Annotated in this window: 18 protein-coding genes; 17 read left to right on the top strand and 1 reads right to left on the bottom strand. The window is 37.4% G+C overall.

What is annotated here, in order from left to right:
- Window positions 1-105 precede the first annotated feature (105 nt).
- The 7 genes from acpP (at window position 106) to CBF30_RS09985 (ending at window position 8,219) form a co-directional block, all read left to right on the top strand.
- Window positions 106-345, top strand: a complete 240-nt coding sequence (gene acpP, locus CBF30_RS10015) for an acyl carrier protein (RefSeq protein WP_126826165.1) — start codon at window positions 106-108, stop codon at window positions 343-345.
- Between the two features lie 209 nt (window positions 346-554).
- On the top strand, window positions 555-1,562 hold the full coding sequence (locus tag CBF30_RS10010) for an ABC transporter ATP-binding protein (RefSeq protein WP_126826162.1): 1,008 nt from the start codon (window positions 555-557) through the stop codon (window positions 1,560-1,562).
- Window positions 1,559-2,509, top strand: coding sequence for an ABC transporter ATP-binding protein (locus CBF30_RS10005; RefSeq protein ID WP_126826159.1), 951 nt, complete (start codon window positions 1,559-1,561; stop codon window positions 2,507-2,509). The genes CBF30_RS10010 and CBF30_RS10005 overlap by 4 nt, the downstream gene beginning before the upstream one ends.
- Window position 2,510: 1 nt before the next feature.
- On the top strand, window positions 2,511-3,473 hold the full coding sequence (gene opp4B, locus CBF30_RS10000) for an oligopeptide ABC transporter permease (RefSeq protein WP_126826156.1): 963 nt from the start codon (window positions 2,511-2,513) through the stop codon (window positions 3,471-3,473).
- A gap of 78 nt (window positions 3,474-3,551) precedes the next feature.
- Window positions 3,552-4,403, top strand: coding sequence for an ABC transporter permease (locus CBF30_RS09995; RefSeq protein ID WP_126826396.1), 852 nt, complete (start codon window positions 3,552-3,554; stop codon window positions 4,401-4,403).
- Between the two features lie 17 nt (window positions 4,404-4,420).
- Window positions 4,421-6,196 carry an oligopeptide ABC transporter substrate-binding protein gene (locus CBF30_RS09990; RefSeq protein ID WP_126826153.1) on the top strand — a complete coding sequence of 592 codons (1,776 nt, stop codon included), beginning with the start codon at window positions 4,421-4,423 and terminating at the stop codon, window positions 6,194-6,196.
- A gap of 346 nt (window positions 6,197-6,542) precedes the next feature.
- A complete protein-coding gene (locus tag CBF30_RS09985) occupies window positions 6,543-8,219 on the top strand; it encodes a peptide ABC transporter substrate-binding protein (protein ID WP_126826150.1) in 1,677 nt (558 codons plus the stop codon).
- 222 nt (window positions 8,220-8,441) lie between these two features.
- Here the strand turns inward: CBF30_RS09985 and CBF30_RS09980 are convergent, their stop codons facing one another.
- Complete coding sequence (locus tag CBF30_RS09980) at window positions 8,442-8,801, bottom strand: DUF3899 domain-containing protein (protein WP_126826147.1); 360 nt, start codon at window positions 8,799-8,801, stop codon at window positions 8,442-8,444.
- Window positions 8,802-8,872: 71 nt separating this feature from the next.
- Here CBF30_RS09980 and opp3b point away from each other — a divergent pair, with 71 nt between their 5' ends.
- The 10 genes from opp3b to CBF30_RS09930 all read left to right on the top strand — a co-directional run bounded on the left by opp3b (window position 8,873) and on the right by CBF30_RS09930 (window position 22,086).
- The gene (gene opp3b / locus CBF30_RS09975; RefSeq protein ID WP_126826144.1) at window positions 8,873-9,817 is read left to right on the top strand and encodes an oligopeptide ABC transporter permease; all 945 of its coding nucleotides are present in this window, start codon (window positions 8,873-8,875) and stop codon (window positions 9,815-9,817) included.
- Window positions 9,817-10,851: an oligopeptide ABC transporter permease gene (gene opp3C, locus CBF30_RS09970; RefSeq protein ID WP_126826141.1), complete on the top strand. Its 1,035-nt coding sequence runs from the start codon at window positions 9,817-9,819 to the stop codon at window positions 10,849-10,851. The genes opp3b and opp3C overlap by 1 nt, the downstream gene beginning before the upstream one ends.
- Window positions 10,852-10,864: 13 nt before the next feature.
- On the top strand, window positions 10,865-11,914 hold the full coding sequence (locus CBF30_RS09965) for an ABC transporter ATP-binding protein (RefSeq protein ID WP_126826138.1): 1,050 nt from the start codon (window positions 10,865-10,867) through the stop codon (window positions 11,912-11,914).
- Between the two features lie 16 nt (window positions 11,915-11,930).
- Window positions 11,931-12,890, top strand: a complete 960-nt coding sequence (locus CBF30_RS09960) for an ABC transporter ATP-binding protein (RefSeq protein ID WP_126826135.1) — start codon at window positions 11,931-11,933, stop codon at window positions 12,888-12,890.
- 209 nt (window positions 12,891-13,099) lie between these two features.
- Entirely contained in the window at window positions 13,100-13,801 is a 702-nt protein-coding gene (gene rnc, locus CBF30_RS09955; protein ID WP_126826132.1) for a ribonuclease III, read from the top strand.
- 43 nt (window positions 13,802-13,844) lie between these two features.
- The gene (gene smc / locus CBF30_RS09950; protein WP_126826127.1) at window positions 13,845-17,423 is read left to right on the top strand and encodes a chromosome segregation protein SMC; all 3,579 of its coding nucleotides are present in this window, start codon (window positions 13,845-13,847) and stop codon (window positions 17,421-17,423) included.
- Window positions 17,424-17,429: 6 nt separating this feature from the next.
- Window positions 17,430-18,242 carry a Cof-type HAD-IIB family hydrolase gene (locus CBF30_RS09945; RefSeq protein ID WP_126826124.1) on the top strand — a complete coding sequence of 271 codons (813 nt, stop codon included), beginning with the start codon at window positions 17,430-17,432 and terminating at the stop codon, window positions 18,240-18,242.
- 23 nt (window positions 18,243-18,265) lie between these two features.
- The gene (gene ftsY / locus CBF30_RS09940) at window positions 18,266-19,543 is read left to right on the top strand and encodes a signal recognition particle-docking protein FtsY (protein WP_126826122.1); all 1,278 of its coding nucleotides are present in this window, start codon (window positions 18,266-18,268) and stop codon (window positions 19,541-19,543) included.
- A 208-nt stretch (window positions 19,544-19,751) separates the two neighbouring features.
- Entirely contained in the window at window positions 19,752-21,248 is a 1,497-nt protein-coding gene (locus CBF30_RS09935; RefSeq protein WP_126826118.1) for a phytoene desaturase family protein, read from the top strand.
- A complete protein-coding gene (locus CBF30_RS09930; protein ID WP_126826114.1) occupies window positions 21,235-22,086 on the top strand; it encodes a phytoene/squalene synthase family protein in 852 nt (283 codons plus the stop codon). Before CBF30_RS09935 ends, CBF30_RS09930 begins: the two co-directional genes overlap by 14 nt.
- Window positions 22,087-22,233: the final 147 nt, after the last annotated feature.

The following is a 22,233-nucleotide window of genomic DNA, read 5'->3' as shown; positions in this document are numbered from 1 at the left end:
TTGTGTGAAAAATTAGTTTGTCTGAAAATATAGACAAGGTCTTTAGAAATAAGTAAAATATAGAAGGTAGCAATTATAAGAGAATACCGATAGGGGGAAAAAGCTTTGAGTAGAGAGGAAGTATTTACCAAAGTAAAAGCAATTATCGTGAAGCATTTTGATATTGCAGAGGATAAAGTTACGGAAGATGTGAGTATTCAAGAAGACTTAGGTGCAGATTCAATTAGTATCATGGAATTTGTCTTAGAGTTAGAAGAAGAATTTGGAACTGAAATTTCTGACGAAGATGCAGAAAAGATTCAGACTGTTGGTGCAGCAGTCAATTACATTGCTGATCATAAGTAAAAATCTGACAATAGCTTAAGGGACAAGAGTTTGTGTCCTTTTTTAAACAGTTGTTAAAGAGTTTATTAGAAAATAGTGATAAAAGCATTGCAAAAAGTTAAAGTATTGACTATAATTAGTGAATATTAATTGACAAATATCAATTATGTTCAGGTAATCCACGGGGGTAATACTTGAAGAACTTGATAGAAATAGAGAGGGGAATCCTGTTGACGAAGGATAAGTCATTGCTAGAAATAAATAATCTACATACAGGTTTTAAAATCAAAGACCAGTACTTTGATGCTGTTGACGATGTAACATTAACATTGAAAAAAAATGAAATCTTAGCAATTGTTGGGGAGTCAGGTTGTGGAAAAAGTACATTGGCCACAACGATTATGGGGCTTCATGATCCAAATAAGACGAAAATCGAAGGGGAAGTCCTTTACAACGATTTAAATCTACTTGATCTAAACGAGGCGCTGTACAACAAAATTCGTGGAAATGATATTGGAATGATTTTCCAAGATCCTTTATCTGCACTTAACCCACTTATGCGTATTGGTGACCAAATTGCAGAGTCTCTTTCGTACCACACTACATTTACAAAAGAGCAAAAAGCAAAACGCGTTTTAGAGCTATTAGACCAAGTTGGGATACCAAACCCAGTTCGTGTATCGAAACAATATCCTCACGAGCTTTCTGGTGGGATGCGTCAACGTGTCATTATTGCGATTGCGATTGCATGTAAACCGCCAATTATTATTGCAGATGAACCAACCACTGCGTTAGACGTTACCATCCAGGCACAAATTCTTGATTTACTTAAAATGTTGCAAGAAGAAACAGAAACTGGAATTATTCTGATTACCCATGACTTGGGTGTGGTTGCAGAAATGGCTGATCAAGTTGCGGTTATGTATGCGGGACAAATTGTCGAACAAGCGCCAGTAGAAGAATTGTTTGAAAATCCTCAACATCCATATACACGTTCACTACTTAACTCCATTCCTCGCGAAGATGAATTAGATGAAGAGTTACATGTAATTGAAGGAACCGTTCCTTCACTTAAAAACCTACCAAGAACTGGTTGTCGGTTTGCTGCACGTATTCCGTGGATTAAAGCGGAAGAACATGAAGAAAACCCAACATTGCATGAAGTTTCACCTAATCACTTGGTGCGTTGTACGTGTTACAAACATTTTCACTTTAGAGACGAAAAGGGAGAGGTATAATGGAATTAATTCAAATCAAGGATCTTAAAGTCCACTATCCTATCCGCAGCGGTTTTTTGAATCGAGTAACTGATCATGTTTTAGCGGTAGATGGTGTCGATTTTACGATTGAAAAGGGAAAAACTTACGGATTAGTTGGAGAGTCTGGTTCGGGGAAATCTACTATTGGGAAAACCATTTTAGGTCTCGAAAAGGCTACAAGCGGTCAAATTATTTATAATGGAAATGACGTGACAAAACGAGGTGTTCGTAAGCAAACAAAATATAATCGTGATGTACAGATGATTTTCCAAGATGCCATGTCTAGTTTGAATCCTAAAAAACGAGTAATCGATATTATCGCAGAACCAATTCGTAATTTTGAACGTTTATCGGATCAAGAAGAAAAGAAAAAAGTAAAATCCTTACTAGATATTGTTGGTATGCCTGAGGATGCTCTTTACAAGTATCCACATGAGTTTTCTGGTGGACAAAGACAACGTTTAGGTGTTGCACGTGCGGTTGCAAGTAGTCCAAAATTGATTGTAGCAGACGAACCCGTTTCAGCATTAGATTTGTCAGTTCAAGCACAGGTATTAAACTTTATGAAACGAATCCAAGAAGAATTTGGTTTGAGCTATTTATTCATTTCACATGACTTGGGTGTTGTAAAATATATGTGTGATAATATTGCTATTATGACAAAAGGCCGATTCGTCGAAATTGGGACTCGTGAAGAGATTTATACGAATCCACAACATATCTACACAAAACGATTGTTATCAGCGATTCCACGTATTGACGTACCAAACAGAGAAAAACACATGCAACAACGTCGTGAAGTTGAAAAAGAATATAGTTCTTTACAAAAAGAATACTATGACGAAAATGGACGCGTGTATGATTTGAAAACCATTAGTCCCACTCATCAAGTTGCATTAAAACATGTAGAAAGTGAGGGAGTCTAATATGTGGAAAACAATATTACGCAGAATTATTTTAATGATTCCACAAGTGATTATCTTGAGTGTTTTGATTTTTATTTTAGCGAAAATGATGCCAGGAGATCCCTTTACAGGGTTAATCAATCCTAACCAAGATCCAGCTGTTATCGCAAAAATGAAAGAAGCAGCAGGATTAAATGATCCGTGGAATGTTCAGTATGTTCGTTGGATTGGAAATGCATTGAAAGGTGATCTTGGGAATAGCTTTATTTACAAATTGCCCGTTGCAACCATTATTGGGAACCGAGCATTGAATACGATTTGGTTGTCATTACTTACAGTAATTATTACCTATCTAATTGCCTTACCTTTAGGATTGTTAGCAGGTAGATACAAAGATTCTATTTTAGATAAAGTAGTAGTTATCTATAACTTTGTAAGTTTTGCTTTCCCACCATTTATCTTTGCTTTATTGGCATTGTTTATCTTTGGATATCGCTTAGATTGGTTCCCGACAACGGGTTCTGTCTCAAGCAGCGTATCTCCAGGGACCTTTGCTTATTTCTTGGATAAGCTGTATCACTTAATCTTACCAGCACTTGCACAAGCATTACTTGCAACGGCGGTAACCATCCAGTACTTGCGCAGTGAAGTGATTGATTCACAGTCATTAGATTATGTTCGTACTGCGCGCTCAAAAGGTGTGCCAACAAACAAAATTTATACAAGACATATCTTTAGAAATGCTTCACTGCCAGTAGCGTCACAGTTAGGCTATGAAATCACTGGCTTGATAAGTGGTTCGGTTGTTATTGAACAAATCTTTGGCTACCCTGGTGTTGGGAAACTGTTTATTGATTCGATTTTACAACGCGATTATACAATTATCACTTCCTTGGTACTAATATTAGGAATTGCAACTCTTGTGGGAACGTTATTGTCAGATATTATCATGAGTATTGTAGATCCTAGAATTCGTATTCAGTAAAAATTGTAAAAGAAAGGAAGATGCTAAGTGAAAAAAGAGAAAGATAACGCGGTTGTAGCGGAGCAAAGTGTGCCCCCAATGGGGATTCGTATGATTATTAGAGAGTTTAAAAAAGATCGTTTGGCGATGTTTTCTCTCGTTTTACTTGTTGCACTATTACTTATAATTTTTATCGGTGCTGCGGTCACAGACCAATCAAAAGTCATGACAGTAAGTATTTTTGATAAATATGCCCCACCAGGTGGGAATTTCTTACTTGGATCGGATGAAGGTGGACGCGATGTTTTTGGTCAGCTGATTATTGGTGCCAAAAACTCGGTGGCAATTGGCTTTTTGATTACCATTATTACCACAATCATTGGGGTTGGTCTGGGAATTATTTCGGGCTATTACGGTGGAGTGATTGATAATATCCTAATGCGTTTTGTGGATTTTATCATGATTTTACCAATGATTATGATGATTATTGTGTTAGTATCCATTGTGCCTAAATACAATGTTACATCTTTTGTCATCATCATGAGTGCTTTTTATTGGGTAGGAAAAGCACGGTTGTTTAGAAGTAAAACGTTATCTGAAGCACGTAAAGATTATGTGAGTGCTTCCAAAACTTTAGGTACTGGCGATTTTAAAATTATGTTTAGTGAAATCATGCCAAATCTAAGTTCGTTGATTATTACAAATTTGACGATGAACTTTGCTGCAAATATCGGGATTGAAACCACCCTAAGTTTCTTAGGATTTGGCTTACCCTCTTCAACACCAAGTTTAGGAACGTTGATTGGATATGCAAGTAGCGGGGATGTATTGTCAAATAAAACATGGGTATGGGTACCAGCATCAATACTAATCTTAGTTTTGATGTTAAGTATAAATTATGTTGGTCAAGCGTTTAAGCGTTCAGCTGATGCAAGACAACGATTAGGATAAATTAGGAGGAAGACGCAATGAAGAAGAAAAAGCTTTTAGGTTTCGTAACGTTAGCTGCGGTAGCTGTTCTTGGTTTGACAGCATGTGGCGGTAGCAAATCTTCATCTTCAAATAGTAGCACTCAAACAGAAGATGCAAGCAAATTTGTCACAAAAGTAAAAAATAGCAACAAAGCTATCAAAGGTGGTACCTTGGATGTAGCAGTTGTTACAGATACACAGTTTAAAGGGATGTTCTCAGAAGCATACTTTGAGGATGCATATGATGATTATTTCATGAAACCAGCATTTGAGTCATTGTTCAGTATGGATGACAACTTCACTATTACAGATGAGGGTGTGGCGAAGTTAAAACTGGATAAAGAGGCAAAAACTGCAACAGTTACACTTCAAAAAGGTGTAAAATGGTCTGATGGACAAGAGTTAACAGCGGATGATGTTATCTATCCATATGAATTAATTGGGAACAAAGACTACACAGGTGTTCGTTACGATGATAACTTCCAAAATGTTGTTGGAATGGCTGAGTATCATGATGGTAAAGCGTCAACAATTTCAGGTATTGAAAAAGTAGATAACTATACTGTTAAAATTACTTACAAAGAAATGACACCAGATATGCTTCAAGCTGGTGGTGCAGTTAATGCATATGCAATTCCAAAACATGTTTTCCAAAATATTGCCATTAAAGATCAAGACAAGAGCGATGCAGTACGTAAGAACCCAGTTACATTTGGTCCTTATGTAATCAGCAAAGTAACAACTGGTGAATCTGTAGAGTATACACCTAACAAATACTACTACAAAGGTACGCCAAAACTTGATAAAATCGTCTTTACAAGTGTGCCTTCTGCTTCAATTACAGAAGCTTTGAAAGCAAAAAAATATGACATGGTTTACTCAATGCCAACAGATACGTATACAACATACAAAGATACTGATGGCTACCAAATGTTAGGTCGTCAACAATTAGCTTATACTTACCTTGGATTCAAACAAGGGAAATGGGATAGCGTTAAAGGTGAAGTTGTAACAGATAAAAATGCAAAAATGAGCAACAAAAACCTACGTCAAGCAATGGCTTACGCAATTGACAACAATGCAATCGGTGAAAAATTCTATAATGGTTTACGTTCAAACGGAACAACTTTGATTCCAACAATCTTTAAAGAACTACATGATTCTGAAATTAAAGGTTATACATTAGATATCAAAAAAGCGAAAAAATTATTAGATGAAGCTGGCTATAAAGATACAGATAAAGATGGTTACCGTGAAGATGCAAACGGTAAGAAACTAACAATTAACTTTGCTTCAATGTCAGGTGGAGAAACAGCACAACCAATTGCTGATTACTACATCCAACAATGGAAAAAAATTGGCTTAAGAGTAGAACTTACAACTGGACGTTTACTTGATTTCCAATCATTCTATGACAAATTGAAAAACGATGATCCTGGTATTGATGTATACCAAGCTGCATGGGGCTTAAGCTCTGCACCATCACCTGCTGGTTTATACAGTAAGTCTGCATCTTACAACTATGCTCGTTATTCAACAGATGAAAGTGAAAAATTACTAAAAGCAATTGATTCTAAAGAATCATTTAATTCTAAAACAAGAAAAGAAAATTACGATGCATGGCAAAAATATATGTATGAACAAGCAGTAGTTGTTCCTACACTATATCGTAATGAAGTAATGCCTGTAAATAACCGTGTTAAAGGGTTTGACTGGTCTTACGGAGATGTTAAAGGATTCTACGGAATTGAATTAACTTCTAAAACTAGATAATCAATGAAGTAAAAAGATGAGAAGAATTTTTCTTCTCATCTTTTTTTGCAATAATTAATAGCGTTTTCTTATCTGTTTTTTTTATAAAGAATTATTTTTTAAAGTGAAAGATTTAAGCGCTTCTAATTTGGAAATAAGTTCAAAAAAATAAAAAATTTAATAAATTTACAGTAAAAAGATTGAACTATCAAGGTTTATTAGTGGTTTTTACCTTCAATTATCCAGTTAATTTTCTTAACTTGAAATAAAAGTGTTGATTTTTAATGAAAATAGAGTAATATTAACATAAGATTTTAATCTTTTTAATCTTTTTTTAATTTATTCTGATTTTCAGGGGGGAAATAAAATGAAAAAGTACAGAGTCCTTTATGCTAGCATACTCGTATTAGCGAGTTTAAGTTTGGTAGCTTGTGGAAATTCAAAAAATTCGACTTCTAGCAATGGAAGTGGTCAATCAAAATCAACTAATAAGTTGGCAAGTAAGCAAGAAATCACTGTAGTAGCACAGCAAGAAATTACAAGCGCAGATCCGTCTCTTTCAACAGATGTCGTGAGTGGTGAAGCCATCACCAATACGTATGAAGGGATTTATCGCTTGAATGCAAAAAATGAACTTGAACTAGCAGGTGCTACTGATGTTGAGGTGAGTAAGGATGGATTAACTTATACCATTCAACTTAGAAAAGATGCAAAATGGTCTAATGGTGATAGTGTTACGGCTAACGATTATGTTTTTGCATGGCAACGAGCCGTAGATCCCGCAACAGCGTCTGAGTATTCTTATATTTTTGCACCCGTTACCAATGCAAGTGAAATTGTAGAGGGTAAAAAAGCCAAATCTGAGCTAGGAATTCAAGCGATAAATGACTGGGAGTTGAAAGTAACGCTAACCCAACCTACCAGCTATTTCAAATATTTGCTTTCTTTTACCACATTTTATCCACTAAATCAAAAGGTGGTAGAGAAATACGGAAAAGAGTATGCCTCAACGAGTGACAAAGCGGTTTATAATGGTCCATTTACGCTAAAAGATTTTGATGGAGCAGGGACTGATACTAAGTGGACCTATGCAAAAAATACTCAGTATTGGGACAAAAAACAAGTGAAGCTTAACAAAGTAAATGTATCCGTAGTAAAAGAAGCTTCGACTTCGCTGAGTCTTTTTCAGGAGGGGAAAATGGATGACATCATTCTAACAGGGGAACTGGCGCAACAAATGGCGAATGAAAAAGAGTTCAGTTCGGAAAAACAAGCGGGAACTTACTATTTGGAATTAAATCAGAGTAAGGCAGATTCACCATTTAAAAACGAAAACGTAAGAAAAGCCATTGCGTATGCTATTGATCGCAACGCATTAGCCAAAAATATTCTGGGTGATGGTTCAATTGCAGCGAAAAGTCTGGTACCAGAAGACATGTCAAAAAATCCCAAAACAGGTACTGATTTTGTAAAAGAAGCGGATGTTTCGGCAACTTATAGTAAGAAAAAAGCAAAAGATTACTGGGCTAAGGCCAAAAAAGAACTGGGAATTTCTAATTTAACGATTGATTTGCTTTCTTCTGATAATGATTCGAGTAAGAAGAATACAGAGTATATTCAAAGCGTCCTTCAAGAAAATTTGGATGGTGTGAAAGTGACTACCAGTCCAGTGCCACTATCTGTCAGAATAGAACGTAGTAATGCAGGAAATTTTGACATGGTTTTAGGTGGATGGAGTGCTGATTATCCAGATCCAAGTAGTTTCTTAGATTTATTTGTGACAGGAAATTCCTACAATCGTGGACGATACAGTAGTAAGGGATATGACCAGGCAGTAAAAGCTGCAACGACTACAAATGCAAACGATGAAAACAAGCGTTGGTCCGATTATATTACCGCAGCCCAAGTAATTGATCACGATATGGGCGTAGTGCCACTATATCAAAAAGCAGAAGCTCACATGAGAAATAGCAAGCTCAAAGGGGTAGCAGTTCACCCGACAGGAGCACATCATGAATACAAATGGGCGTATTTAACAAAATAAAAGTGCAAGCGTATAAGGTTAAGAGCCTAGGGGAAAGCAAAGAAATCTGTGGCAGGAACGCGATTGGCGAACACGAAAAAATGAAGTTGCACGGGTTCATTCCTCTTAGTTCTTTTAATGAAGGATACGAAAAAAGAGTTTGGGATAAAAGATCCTCAAACTCTTACTTGCTTTTTAATCTAAATAATTGGAAAAATACTCATTCTTTTGTATAATTAACTCTTAAGTGAACAATAATGACAACAATGAAATAAGTAAAAAGAAGGTGGCTACTTCAAACCAGTAAGTTGGGCGGCGAGGGGCTACTTGAGAAAGTGGAATAAAATTTGCCTTTTTCATATTCTTTTTATGGAACAACTGGCGTTTCATATTTTTTTGAAAAAAATCAAAAAAGCCTGATCCTAGTATGGAAAATAATGCCCCAATCATCAGAAAAAACAGAGCAATCATAAAGCAAGTATCACCATACGCTGTAACAGAAATATTTTGGTTAAAAATTATTTTGATGAGAAGTAAGAATAAATGGATTCCTACGATGGTCAAGGCTGCTTTTTTTTCAGTTTGCATATTGTATTCACTCATTTCGATAAACTACTGTTTACTTTAACGGATTTTTTTAAAGAAGTCAAAAACATTAACGCGGGGGTATCTTCATGAAAAGTTTTTCTAAGTATTTTTTGAAACGTGTTTTTTTCATGATTGTGACGTTATGGTTGATTGCAACGGCAACCTTTTTCCTAATGAATCTCTTGCCTGGATCACCCTATGTCAATCAAGAAAAGCTAACACCAGAGCAGATTGAAATATTAAATAAACAAGCAGGTCTGGATAAGCCTAAAGTCGAACAGTATGTCATTTATTTATCCAACTTAGTGAAGGGAGATTTTGGTACTTCTTTTCAATTTAAAAATCAACCAGTCTCCAAATTATTATCAAGCAGAGTAGGGCCGTCCATGCAATTGGGGGCACAAGCTATCATACTAGGAACCTTTTTAGGAATCATTTTAGGTGTGATAGCTGCGATGAAACAAAATACTTGGATTGACACATTGGCAACACTGGCTGCTATTTTGGGACGTTCAATTCCAAATTTTGTTTTTGCTGTGTTATTGCAATACTTTTTTGCCTTTAAAATCCGTTTATTTCCTATTGCTATGTGGGATCAAGGGTTTATTTCAACGGTACTACCTACAATTGCGCTGGCGATGTCGCCACTGGCCGACTCGGCGAGGTTTATTCGAACAGAAATGGTAGAAGTATTGAGTAGTGATTACATCGAACTGGCTCGGGCGAAAGGTCTTAGCAAGTGGCAAGTTGCTTTTCGACATGGGCTAAGAAATAGTTTGATTCCTTTGATTACGTTGATTGGACCACTCACTGTCGGTCTGATGACGGGCTCACTTGTGGTTGAAAATATCTTTGCAATTCCTGGGATTGGTGAACAGTTTGTAAAATCTATTTTGACCAATGACTATCCAACCATTATGGCAGTTACTATTCTTTACTCCACAATGCTTGTTGTAGTGATATTAATTGTGGATCTGCTATACGGAATTGTGGATCCAAGAATTCGAGTTTCTGGAGGTGAACGTAACTGATGGTAGAAAAAGTAGAAATGGAAAACTTGCCAAAAGACAGCTTTGAGCCACTAAAAATTGAAAATCATCAACATGAACGTGAAAAGATTGCCGCTCCCTCACTTAATTTTTTGCAAGATTCTTGGCGTAGGTTGAAAAAAAATAAAAGTGCAGTTGTTTCTTTGTTAGTATTGATCCTAATAGCTCTGATATCAATAGGATCCATCTGGTTTTCCCCACACGATCCTACGAAACAAAATGTAGCTTATACAAACTTGCCTCCAAGAATTCCCGGTGTGACGATTAATGGGTTTAATGGCACCGCAATTGTGGGAAATGAACGAGTAGATAAATACAAACAATTAAACGTACCCAAAAATGTAAACTACTACTTAGGAACGGATGGATTAGGACGTGATGAGCTTTCCAGACTCCTGATGGGGACTAGAATGTCATTAATCATCGCGTTTATCGCGGCAATCCTTGATTTGAGCATTGGAGTTGTCTATGGTTTGATTTCAGGGCTCAAAGGAGGGCGCATAGATAACATTATGCAGCGGATTTTGGAAATTCTCTCAGGAATTCCTAACTTAGTAGTGATGATTTTGATGCTAACCATCTTTAAACCGGGAATGTTGTCGATTATTTTGGCGATGATTGTTACAGGATGGATTACGATGGCAAGAATTGTCCGTGCACAAACCATGAAAATAAAAGATCAAGAGTTTGTCCTTGCTGCAACAACACTGGGTGAATCCAAGACAAAAATTGCACTAAAACATATTTTACCTAATATTTCGAGTGTAATTATTGTTCAGTTGATGTTTAGTATTCCTTCGGCGATTTTCTTTGAGGCCTTCTTAAGTTTTATCGGCTTAGGGTTAAGGGCACCAGCTGCTTCATTGGGAACTTTACTTAGTGATGGTTATAAGACTTTTCGTTATTTGCCACATTTGATGTGGGCACCAGCGATTGTTCTTTCTGTTATTATGATTTGTTTTAACTTACTTGCCGATGGATTACGGGATGCTTTCGATCCAAGAATGAAAGATTAGTGTGGTGAAAAATATGGAAAAAATACTAGAAGTGAAAGATTTAAACATATCCTTTGCAACTTATGCAGGGAAAGTACAGGCAATTCGTGGGGTCAATTTTGACTTATACAAAGGAGAAACGCTTGCGATTGTTGGGGAATCAGGTTCTGGAAAATCGGTGACAACTAGAAGTATCATGCGCCTTCTCTCCAGTAATGCCTCGATTGATGAAGGGGCCATTCGCTTCAAAGGAGCAGACCTTGTTGAAAAAACAGAAAAACAAATGCAAGCCATTCGTGGGAAAGAAATTGCCATGATTTTTCAAGATCCGATGACGTCTCTGGACCCGACAATGAATATCGGAAATCAAGTCGCCGAATCACTACGTAAGCACAAAAAGGTATCGAAAAAAGAAGCACTTGCAAGCGCGTTAGAACTATTAAAGCTTGTAGGAATTCCAAATGCGAAAGAGCGTTTGAAAAATTATCCGCATCAATTTTCAGGTGGGCAAAGACAACGGATTGTGATTGCGATTGCGTTGATTTGCTACCCGGAAGTACTAATTGCCGATGAACCAACGACGGCCCTTGATGTGACGATTCAAGCCCAAATATTAGATTTAATGAAAGAAATTCAGAAAAAAATAGAGACCTCTATTATTTTTATTACACATGATTTGGGGGTTGTGGCAAACGTCGCAGACCGAGTAGCAGTTATGTATGGCGGACGAATTGTGGAGATTGGCACAGCCGAAGAAATCTTTTACAATGCGCAGCATCCTTATACTTGGGGCTTACTCAGCTCCATGCCAACGCTTGATATGAAAGATGAGAAGTTGTATGCCATCCCTGGATCACCCCCTGATTTGTTAGATCCGCCGACAGGAGATGCTTTTTACCCAAGAAATGCCTATGCGATGAAGATTGATGCACGCGTAGCACCACCAATGTTTGAGATATCGCCAACACACCAAGCAGCGACCTGGCTGCTTGCAAAAGGAGCACCAAAGGTAACTCCACCAGAAGAAGTAGTTCGCAGACACCAAATTTTTGCTAAAAAATATGGAATGAAAACTCATTCTTAGAAGGGAGGCAGCTGATTTGAGTGAGAGAAAAAAAGTGTTAGAAGTTCAAAACTTAAAACAATATTTTAATGTTGGGCGTAAAGATGAAGTGAAAGCTGTAGATGATGTGAGCTTTTCAATCTATGAAGGTGAAACATTCGGATTAGTAGGAGAATCTGGTTGTGGAAAATCGACCACTGGAAGAAGTATCAGTCGCTTGTATCAACCAACAGATGGAAAAATTCTTTTTGAGGGAGAAGACATTAGCCAGATAAAAGGGCGAATCAATTTACATAAGTTTCGCCAAGATATCCAAATGATTTATCAAGATCCCTATGCCTCTTTAAATCCTCGAATGAAAGTCAAAGATATTATTGCTGAGGGCATTGATATTCATGGCTTAGCTAAGTCGAAAGAAGAACGCAATCAGCGTGTAAACGAACTTTTGGAAACGGTGGGACTAGAAGCTTCACATGGAACGAGATATCCACATGAATTTTCAGGAGGCCAAAGACAACGGATTGGGATTGCGCGTGCGCTTGCGGTTAAGCCGAAATTTATCATTTGTGATGAACCTATTTCCGCACTGGATGTTTCCATTCAAGCGCAAGTTGTGAATCTACTTCAAGAGTTACAAAAAGAGCAAAATCTGACCTACTTGTTTATTGCACATGACTTGTCTATGGTAAAATATATCAGTGATCGGATTGGTGTGATGTATTACGGAAAACTGGTTGAAGTTGGGTCAAGCGAAGAAGTGTATCGGTACGGGTTACACCCCTATACAGAAAGCTTACTTTCAGCTATTCCGTTACCTGATCCAGATTATGAAAAAACAAGGCGAAGAGTCGTGTACCAACCAGCTCCAGATGATGGGAAAGAACGCACGTTGCGAGAAGTTGCCCCTGAGCATTTTGTTTATTGTACTCAAGATGAAGTAGCAGACTATCAAGAAAAATTAGCCTCAAAAAAATACAATCAAACTGTAAACAGCTAAATTGAGAAAAAAGCAGGATAATAGAAGGGACTAAAAGTCAGAATTTTTCGATTGTCAGTCGAAAATTCTGACTTTTTTATTTTTTTCACCCAGTTAGTTCCTAAAAGGAAAAATCGATCATTAGAGATTTATGGTAAACCATTTCAAAAATGAAAAAAACCAAGTATAATAGAATAGGATAAAAAGAAACTAATAAAGGACTGTAGCAGATGGATAATCAACTAAACAACTTGCTAAAAACAAATTATGATATTGTGTTTAACCAAGTCGAATTATTAGAACAAGCATTTACCCATTCATCTTATGTGAATGAACATCGCAATTTACACTTAGAAGACAACGAACGATTGGAATTTTTAGGAGATGCAGTCTTAGAGCTGATCATCTCACGTTATTTATATACGCGTTTTGAAAAAGAGCCAGAAGGAAAATTAACCAAAATGAGAGCAGCTATTGTGTGTGAGGATAGCTTGTCTAAATTTGCCAAAGAATGCTCTTTTGACCAATTCGTTATGTTAGGTAAGGGAGAAGAGAACTCTAATGGGCGTACCCGGCCAGCATTACTATGTGATTTGTTCGAGGCCTTTCTAGGTGCGTTGTATTTAGACCAAGGACTAGAAAAAGTTGTATGTTTTTTACGTCAAGTTGTCTTTCCTAAAATCAAAGCGGGTGTTTTTTCACATGAGATGGATCACAAAACGGCTTTACAAGAAGTTTTGCAGAAAAATGGGGATGTTCAAATCGAATACCACCTTCTAAAAGAAGATGGACCAGCCCATGATCGCAGATTTTGGATTGAGGTATATGCTGAGGGTAAGCTGATTGGAACAGGAACAGGAAAATCAAAAAAAACAGCAGAACAACAAGCAGCAGCTGTAGCACTTGAAACCTATATGAGAGAAAAAAGATAAGCTCTTTGTGAAAAGACTTTAAAAAGAGAGGAGCACGTAGTTCGTGTATTTGAAAAAAATCGAGATTGCAGGTTTTAAGTCCTTTGCAGATCGCACCGTAATTGAATTTGACCAAGGGCTCACGGCGGTTGTAGGACCAAATGGTAGTGGAAAAAGTAATATTACAGAAGCGATTCGTTGGGTACTAGGTGAACAATCTGCCAAAAATTTGCGTGGGGGGAAAATGCCAGATATTATCTTCTCTGGAACGGATATTCGTAACCCATTAAATGTTGCGGAGGTCACGGTTGTTTTAGATAATCAAGAGCATTTTTTACCACTTGATTTTAGTGAAATCAGTGTGACAAGAAGACTGTATCGCTCTGGAGAAAGTGAGTTTTATCTGAATAAACAAAGCTGTCGTTTAAAAGATATTGTAGATCTTTTTATGGACTCTGGTCTTGGAAAAGAGTCATTCTCCATTATTTCCCAAGGGAAAGTAGAAGCGATATTTAATAGCAAACCTGGGGATCGACGTGGTATTTTTGAAGAAGCTGCAGGAGTTTTAAAGTACAAGCAACGTAAGAAAAAAGCAGAGCATAAACTGTTTGAAACAGAAGACAATTTGGACCGGGTACAAGATATAGTCCATGAATTAGAAGGTCAATTGTTGCCATTAAAAGAGCAAAGTGCCACAGCAGAACACTTTTTGACATTGAAAGAGCAGTTTACCCAATTAGATATAGCAATCACTGTTCAAGAAATTCAAAATTTGCAACAAAATCAAAAACAAGAAGAACAAGCCATTGCTGGGTATAATCAAAAATTAAATAAGCTGAATGTGGAAATGGACTCTTTAGAAAAAACTTTAGTGGATTTGCGTCAGAGCAGAACGTTACTAGATGCTCAAATGGATCAAGAGCAAGCAACGTTGCTGCAACTAACCGAACAATATGAGCAGGCAGAAGGGCAAAAAAACGTTTTGTCTGAACGCTCTAAAAATACGCTGAAGTCAGCAGATGACTATCAAGAACAGTTGGAAAGTACACGGGAAAAATTAGAACTGAGTGAAAGAGAATCCGCTGATTTAGAGAAAAAAGTAGCTGAAAAAACAGCTCAGTTAGCACAATTTAAAGGAGAATGTGCAAATCTAGAAAAAGAAGTATTGCGTTACAGTAAGTCAACAAAAGAGCAATTGGAAGAAATGCGTAGCGAATATGTTGAAATTATGCAAGCTCAAGCAACTACTGGCAACGAGTTAAAATATTTAGAAAAGCAATACCAACAAGAGACCAGTAAAAGTCAAAAAAATCTAGATGGCTATGAAGCGCTACGGAGTCAAAAAGAAGAGTTAACGACTAGAGTAGCGGAGCTTGAACAACGACTAAAAGAAAAGACTACTGAGCTAGAACAACTAAGAGGCGACTATCAACACTATCAAAGTACTATTGCCAAAAGTAAACAATTGATTGAACTAAAAGAAAAACAAATGTATGATGCGATGCGTATTTTGCAACAGGGAAAAGCACGTCAAAAGAGTTTGCAAGATTTACAAGAAAATTATGCTGGTTTTTACCAAGGGGTGAAGGCAGTTCTTAAATCTAAGCATCGTTTGAGTGGGATTGTCGGAGCAGTAGCGGAATTAATCAAAGTACCAAAAGAAATTGCACTAGCAGTTGAAACAGCCTTAGGTGGAAGTGCACAACATGTTGTGGTTGAGGATGAAAAAAGTGCGCGTCAAGCGATTACTTTTTTAAAACAGCAGCGGTTAGGAAGAGCGACATTTCTACCGATTACTACCATCAAACCGCGTAGAATGCCAAGAGAAACTTATGCAAGTTTAGAGAAAACGAGTGGCTTTTTAGGACTTGCTAGTGAAAAAGTTACTTATAACAAAACGGTACAAGGTGTTATTCAAAATTTATTAGGTCATACGATTCTTGCTGAAAATTTAGAGGCTGCCAACTTAATTGCCAAACAGGTTCGTTATCAATATCGTGTCGTTTCTCTTGATGGAGATATTATGAACCCAGGAGGCTCAATGACAGGTGGGGCAAACAAGCGTGGCAATCAAGGAAATTTATTTTCTCAAGCGAGCGAGCTAGAATCATTAAGCGAGCAAGTTGAAAAAATGGAAGTTGATTTAACGGCTCGTGAAAAGCAAGTAGCGACTTTGAAGTCTCAGCTACTTCAAGATGAAACTCGTTTGGAAGAATTACGTTTATCTGGTGAAAATGCCCGTATGGAAGTGAGTGAATTGACAGGTTTATTTGAACGGACAAAGATGGATTTGACCCAATGTATACGAGAAGTCCAAGCTGTAGAATTTGGTTCAAAAGAGTTAGCCTTTTTCTTAAAAGAGTACGAAATCCAAAAGAAAGAGCTAGAGAAGAAACAAAAAGAACTCCAAGAAAAAAGAGAGTTTCTCGATCAGCGTATGAATCAAACAGATGAAGAAGCAAGTCAAAATGCAACTTTGAAAGAGCAAGCCCAAGAAAAAGTAACCAATTGTCAGGCGAAAGTTGCGGTAGCAAAAGAACAGTTGCTTCATTTAGAGTCCTTGCAGAAAAAACAAGAAATTGACATTTCAGAATGGCAAGCGCAAGTGAAAAAAATTGACCAGCAGTTGCAACTTTTGACTAGTAATTCTTCTGCACATAGTGAAACCCATGAGTCACTGCAAAAGAAAATGCAGACTTTGTACGAACAAAAAGCGGACATTCAAACGATACTTCAAACACATAAGCAGGAGCGAGAACAATTACATCAGGAAATAGCTGAACAAGATCAACAACTCGTTGAGAAAAATAAAGCCCAGCAGTTGTTGCTTGAAGAAAAAGCGCAAGCCCAAGTACTCAAGGACCGTGCTGAGGTTGGCTTGGATACGTTGTTGATACATCTACAAGAGGAGTACCAATTCACCTATGAGGCGGCTAAAAACAGTGTGGAGATGCAGGCTGAAACTTTAGTAATTACGAAAGAAAATCGGAAACGTCTCAAACAAGAAATGGATGAGTTGGGGCCAATTAATTTAGCGGCAATTGAACAATTTGAAGAAGTTTCGAAGCGCTATCTCTTTTTGACCACACAAAGAGATGATCTTTTAGAGGCCAAAGATAGTTTGTTTAGTACGATGACTGAAATGGATGAAATTGTCAAAGAAAAATTCAGCCAAGTTTTTGATGCGATTAGTCTAGAATTTCAGAAGGTTTTTCCAAGCATGTTTGGTGGAGGTCATGCTGAATTAAGACTAACTGATCCCTATGATTTATTAAATACAGGCGTGGAAATTGTGGCCCAGCCACCAGGGAAAAAATTGCAAAGCTTGAGTCTGTTATCAGGTGGAGAACGTGCCTTGACGGCTATTGCGTTGTTATTTTCTATTATTCAAGTTCGCCCTGTTCCATTTTGTATTTTAGATGAAGTCGAGGCAGCTTTGGATGAAGCGAATGTCAATCGTTTTGGAAAATATCTTAGTCGTTTTGAAGATGATACGCAGTTTATAGTTATTACGCACCGCAGAGGAACCATGGAAGCGGCGGATGTTTTATATGGTGTGACAATGCAAGAGTCGGGCGTTTCAACAATTGTATCTGTTCGGCTAGAAGATGTCGATAAAATGGAAGAGAAAAAGGAGTCGTAGCTAACAATGATCAAGCTAATCGCCATCGACTTAGATGGAACGTTACTTAATAGCCAAAAAAAAATTACGGACAATAGTTTAGAGGTATTACAAAAAGCCAAAGAAAAAGGTGTGAAAGTCGTCATTTGTACGGGACGTCCGCTTGCCTCAATTTCAAGTTTTATTGAACGCTTAGGTCTAAACGAAGTAGGAGACTACAGTATTACGTTTAATGGAGGACTGATTCAAAAAAATGATACAGGAGAAGTTCTTAGAGAGTATACATTGTCTTTAAAAGATGTCCAAAAAGTCGCCCAAGAATTAGAGCGAGTTCAGTTGCCAGCAGATGTGGTTTCCAATCAAAAGGTATTTCACTTAGTACCACAACCATTGAAGCATGCCTCTTTTTATAGCGAATTAAATCCACTTATGAGCTATTCTAAGCGGATGCTAACGGATTTGAAAGAAGAGGAAACGTTTAATAAAATGGTAGTGGCAGCAGAAGCAAATTATTTAGATGAACAAATTCTTAAGTTGTCAGAAGAAGTGAAGCAAGAGTTTACCTTCGTAAAATCCAGAGATTGCTTGTTAGAGGTATTGAATAAGGAAGTGAGCAAAGGACAAGCCGTTGCGAATCTAGCCCATTATTTAGGGATTAAGCAAGAAGAAACAATGGCAATTGGGGATGAAGCCAATGATTTATCAATGATTGAATATGCAGGTGTTGGTGTCGCAATGGAGAATGCTGTAGAAGTTGTCAAAGCACACGCAAATCTCATCACGACAAGTAACGATGAAGAAGGCGTAGCGAACGTAGTTAAAAAGTATGTATTTTTATAAGCAGAGTGAATGGAGGGAGAAAGATGGGATTCTTTGATAAATTAAAGAAAACATTTAGCGGGAACAAAAAAGAAGAAAAAAACAATTCAGTCCCTCTTGAAGAAGAAAAAAAAGAGCAACTGGAGCCAGAGCTAGATTCAGAGTCGAAAGAAATAGCAACGAAACACGATGAGCCAAACGATTTGGAGCCCCCAAAAGAGCCTGTAGCGAAATCACCGCTAGACACTAATCAAAAAGAAGAGCCTTTGGAAGAAGTGGTAGAGGTTAAACTAGATAAGACAGAAGAACCTTTAGCTTCAAAAACAGTCACTCACGAGGAAGTTTTAGAAAATGCCACCGAAGAAGCAGAAGCAGAAGCTTTCGTCGAAAAAAAATACGATAAAGGGTTGGCTAAGACGCGTAAAACTTTTTCTGAGCGAATGAACGAATTATTCGCCAATTTTCGTTCTGTAGATGAAGATTTTTTTGAAGAATTAGAAGAAACGTTAATTGGTGCAGATGTAGGGTTTGAAACAGCTATTCGAATTTCGGAAGAATTGAAACAGGAAGTAAAACTTAAAAATGCTAAGAAAAAATCTGCAATTCAAAATGCGATTATTGAAAAACTTGTCAATATCTATGAATCAGAGGGAATAGAAGAAAATAATGCGTTAAACTTACAACAAAATGAGTTAACAATTATTTTATTTGTAGGTGTAAATGGTGTTGGGAAAACGACTAGTATTGGCAAGTTAGCTTATCAATATAAAAATGAAGGCAAAAAAGTCTTGCTTGCTGCAGCCGATACCTTTCGTGCGGGAGCTATTGATCAGCTAGTCGTGTGGGGTGAGCGCGCGGGTGTTGAGGTCGTGCATGGCGATGCAGGCGGAGATCCAGCCTCTGTTGTGTTTGATGCTGTTAGAAAAGCGAAAGAGCAGCAAGCAGATATTCTACTTGTAGACACGGCGGGACGTCTGCAAAATAAAGTTCATCTGATGAAAGAGCTAGAAAAAATCAAACGTATTATTCAAAGAGAGGTCCCAGAAGCGCCCCACGAAGTTTTACTTGTATTGGACGCAACTACGGGACAAAACGCGATGGTTCAAGCAAAGCAATTTAAAGAAACAACGGATGTAACAGGGTTAGTCTTGACCAAATTAGATGGAACAGCTAAAGGCGGGATTGTCTTGGCTATTCGTAATGAGCTTCATTTACCAGTGAAGTTAGTTGGTTTGGGCGAAGGGATTGAAGATTTACAAGCCTTTAATCCAACAGAATTTGTCTATGGACTATTCAAAGGATTAATTACTATAGAAGATTAACTCTTATGAAAATTGAGTATATAAAAGGGGGCAGTAAGGCTGAAAAGCTTTGCAGCACCCTTTTTTTAGTTAAAGGAATCGCAACTGGCTTATAATTCGTTTTGTTTTTTTTGTGAGCAGATGTTTGTTATAATAACGTATCCTTTCATGCATGATAAAAAGGGATGGATAACGCTTAAACAAGCGGATTGAAGGTAGGGGGTTGAAAATGAAAAAGGTAGCAGTAATTGGAGCGGGGGTTGCTGGACTTGCTACAGCAGCAAGGTTGCAGTCTAAAGGGTATCACGTAACCATTTTTGAAAAAAATGAAACAATTGGGGGCAGAATGGGAGTTATCAAAAAAGATGGCTTTCAATTTGATTTTGGACCTACAATTGTCATGATGCCAGAGGTTTATCAAGATCTTTTTCGGTATTGTGGCAAAAATCCAGATGATTATATTCCGATGAAACAATTAGAAACCATCTATGATGTTTATTTTTCAGCGGATGATTGCGTTCGAGTACCGAGTGATTTAGCCCAGTTACAACAAATGTTAGAAGCAATTGAACCTGGAACTACAGCAGGATTTTTGGAATTTTTAACTGAAATTTATAAGCGTTATGAAATTGCTCGTAGCTATTTTTTGGAGCGAAGTTTTCGTTCGCCATGGGAATTTTTTAATCCTAAGATGTTATATCAAGCTTTAAAGTTGAAGACTTTCGATAGTGCGGATCATGTAATAAAAAAATATGTATCCAATGAAAAGGTGCAAAAATTATTAGCGTTTCAGACCTTGTATATTGGAATTGCACCAAAGCAAGGCCCATCTTTGTACGCCATTATTCCAATGATTGAATTGATATTTGGCGTTCATTTTATCAAAGGTGGTATGCGTTCGATGGCAACCGGTATGGAGAAACTATGTATGGACTTGGGAGTTAACATCCAAACCAATTCTCCAGTTGAAAAAATAATTATCCAAGAAGGTCAAGCACGCGGTGTTCAGATTGCAGATACGGAGTACGCGTTTGATCACGTTGTTTGTTGTGCAGATTTTCCCTATGCGATGAATCAACTAATCGAAAATAAAACGGCTAAAGGAAAATATACGCCCAAAAAAATTGAATCTATGGACTATTCTTGTTCGGTCTACATATTATATCTTGGCGTCAAGCGAGATTTAAAAGGAAAATTACCGATTCATAATATTGTTTTTTCTGATGATTTTGAAAAAAATGTCTCTGATATTTTCAACGGAGACTTTCCAGAAGATCCATCAAGTTATGTGTATGTTCCTTCGGTTGAGGAGGCAAGTTTGGCACCAGAAGGCATGGAAAGCGTCTACGTATTGACGCCTGTTCCAGAACTAAAAACTGGGAATATTGATTGGAAAAGTGATACGAATTTAAAAGCATTTCGAGAAAAAGTTTTAAATAAAATTCAAAAAATCAAAGGATTAGAGAATATTGAATCAGATATTGTGAGCGAAACAGTGGTGACGCCTGAAACTATTTCTGCTCAATTCAATGGCCTATATGGTGCTGCTTTTGGGCTCAAGCCTACGCTAATGCAAAGCAATTATTTTCGTCCTCAAAATGTTAGTTCAACGTGTAAAAATCTGTACTTTGCTGGTGCAAGTGTCCATCCGGGTGCAGGTGTTCCGATTGTTTTGACAAGTGCGATGATCACAGCAGGTGAGGTGTTGAAAGATGATAGACAATAAAAAGGTAGCGGCATCCTATGTGCATTGCGAGAAAATAATCAAACAACATTCTGCCTCTTTCAGCTTGGTTTTTGGCAAACTTGCCAAACATAAACGGGATGCTATATTTTCGATTTATGCTTTCTGTCGAGTATTGGATGACAGTGTTGACATCCACAAAGACCCTGCACTTTTAGCTCAGTATGAGGAAAAGTTTACGAGAATGTTAGATGGAGAATACCTGGATGAGCCAATCTTTATTGCGTTAGCTCAAACATTTCAGTCCTTTGATATGAGTGCCACTCCTTTTTTTCAATTGATTGCAGGCATTCGTCAAGACAGTCAATTTAGGCAGCCAAACACAGACCAAGATTTACTTGAGTATTGCTATCGTGTGGCTGGGACAGTCGGGGAAATGATTATTCCAATACTTGCAACAAAACACCATCAGATACTAGTGAATGATGCGATAGATCTGGGTAAAGCTATGCAACTTACGAATATTTTAAGAGATGTCGGGGAAGATTGGGAAGAGCGGCGTATATATTTTAGTAAGACCACCATGGAAAGATTCCAAGTGACGAGTAAAGATTTTTCGGAAGTTCCTTCTTCTGAGTACATTCAAATGTGGGAATACTATGCCAAGATGTCCAATGACTTGTACAGCAGTGGATTGAAAAATATTCATCTATTTGATTGCGAGTGTCAAAAAATTGTCTGGGCAGCGGCAGATGTCTATCATGCTATTTTGCCAGTAGTTAGAAAAAACCATTATAATTGCCAAAAAAGAGCGATTGTCTCAAAAACAGAAAAATTGAAAATTTTAGCACGAATTAGTACGAAGCCCAAGACCCGATAATCAAAAAAGATATTAATTTCTATTCGCATACAATAGGCACTGAATAATGAAAAGAATCAACTCTAAAGAGTTAGAAAAGACTAAGCTTGTCTTTTGCTAGCTTTTTTTGTTTTTTTAAATGACTAGTCATTTAATTGTTGAATATCA

This window comes from Vagococcus entomophilus, assembly GCF_003987595.1.
Taxonomy (GTDB): domain Bacteria; phylum Bacillota; class Bacilli; order Lactobacillales; family Vagococcaceae; genus Vagococcus_E; species Vagococcus_E entomophilus.
This window is presented reverse-complemented; position numbering and strand designations above follow the sequence as displayed.

Coding starts and splice junctions, on each gene's coding strand:
- CBF30_RS09980 (WP_126826147.1), bottom strand. CDS start 8,801: ATGAGTGAATACAATATGCAAACTGAAAAAAAAGCAGCCTTGACCATC.
- CBF30_RS09935 (WP_126826118.1), top strand. CDS start 19,752: ATGAAAAAGGTAGCAGTAATTGGAGCGGGGGTTGCTGGACTTGCTACA.
- CBF30_RS09990 (WP_126826153.1), top strand. CDS start 4,421: ATGAAGAAGAAAAAGCTTTTAGGTTTCGTAACGTTAGCTGCGGTAGCT.
- opp3b (WP_126826144.1), top strand. CDS start 8,873: ATGAAAAGTTTTTCTAAGTATTTTTTGAAACGTGTTTTTTTCATGATT.
- opp4B (WP_126826156.1), top strand. CDS start 2,511: ATGTGGAAAACAATATTACGCAGAATTATTTTAATGATTCCACAAGTG.
- CBF30_RS09995 (WP_126826396.1), top strand. CDS start 3,552: ATGGGGATTCGTATGATTATTAGAGAGTTTAAAAAAGATCGTTTGGCG.
- CBF30_RS09965 (WP_126826138.1), top strand. CDS start 10,865: ATGGAAAAAATACTAGAAGTGAAAGATTTAAACATATCCTTTGCAACT.
- CBF30_RS09930 (WP_126826114.1), top strand. CDS start 21,235: ATGATAGACAATAAAAAGGTAGCGGCATCCTATGTGCATTGCGAGAAA.
- ftsY (WP_126826122.1), top strand. CDS start 18,266: ATGGGATTCTTTGATAAATTAAAGAAAACATTTAGCGGGAACAAAAAA.
- CBF30_RS09945 (WP_126826124.1), top strand. CDS start 17,430: ATGATCAAGCTAATCGCCATCGACTTAGATGGAACGTTACTTAATAGC.
- opp3C (WP_126826141.1), top strand. CDS start 9,817: ATGGTAGAAAAAGTAGAAATGGAAAACTTGCCAAAAGACAGCTTTGAG.
- CBF30_RS09985 (WP_126826150.1), top strand. CDS start 6,543: ATGAAAAAGTACAGAGTCCTTTATGCTAGCATACTCGTATTAGCGAGT.
- rnc (WP_126826132.1), top strand. CDS start 13,100: ATGGATAATCAACTAAACAACTTGCTAAAAACAAATTATGATATTGTG.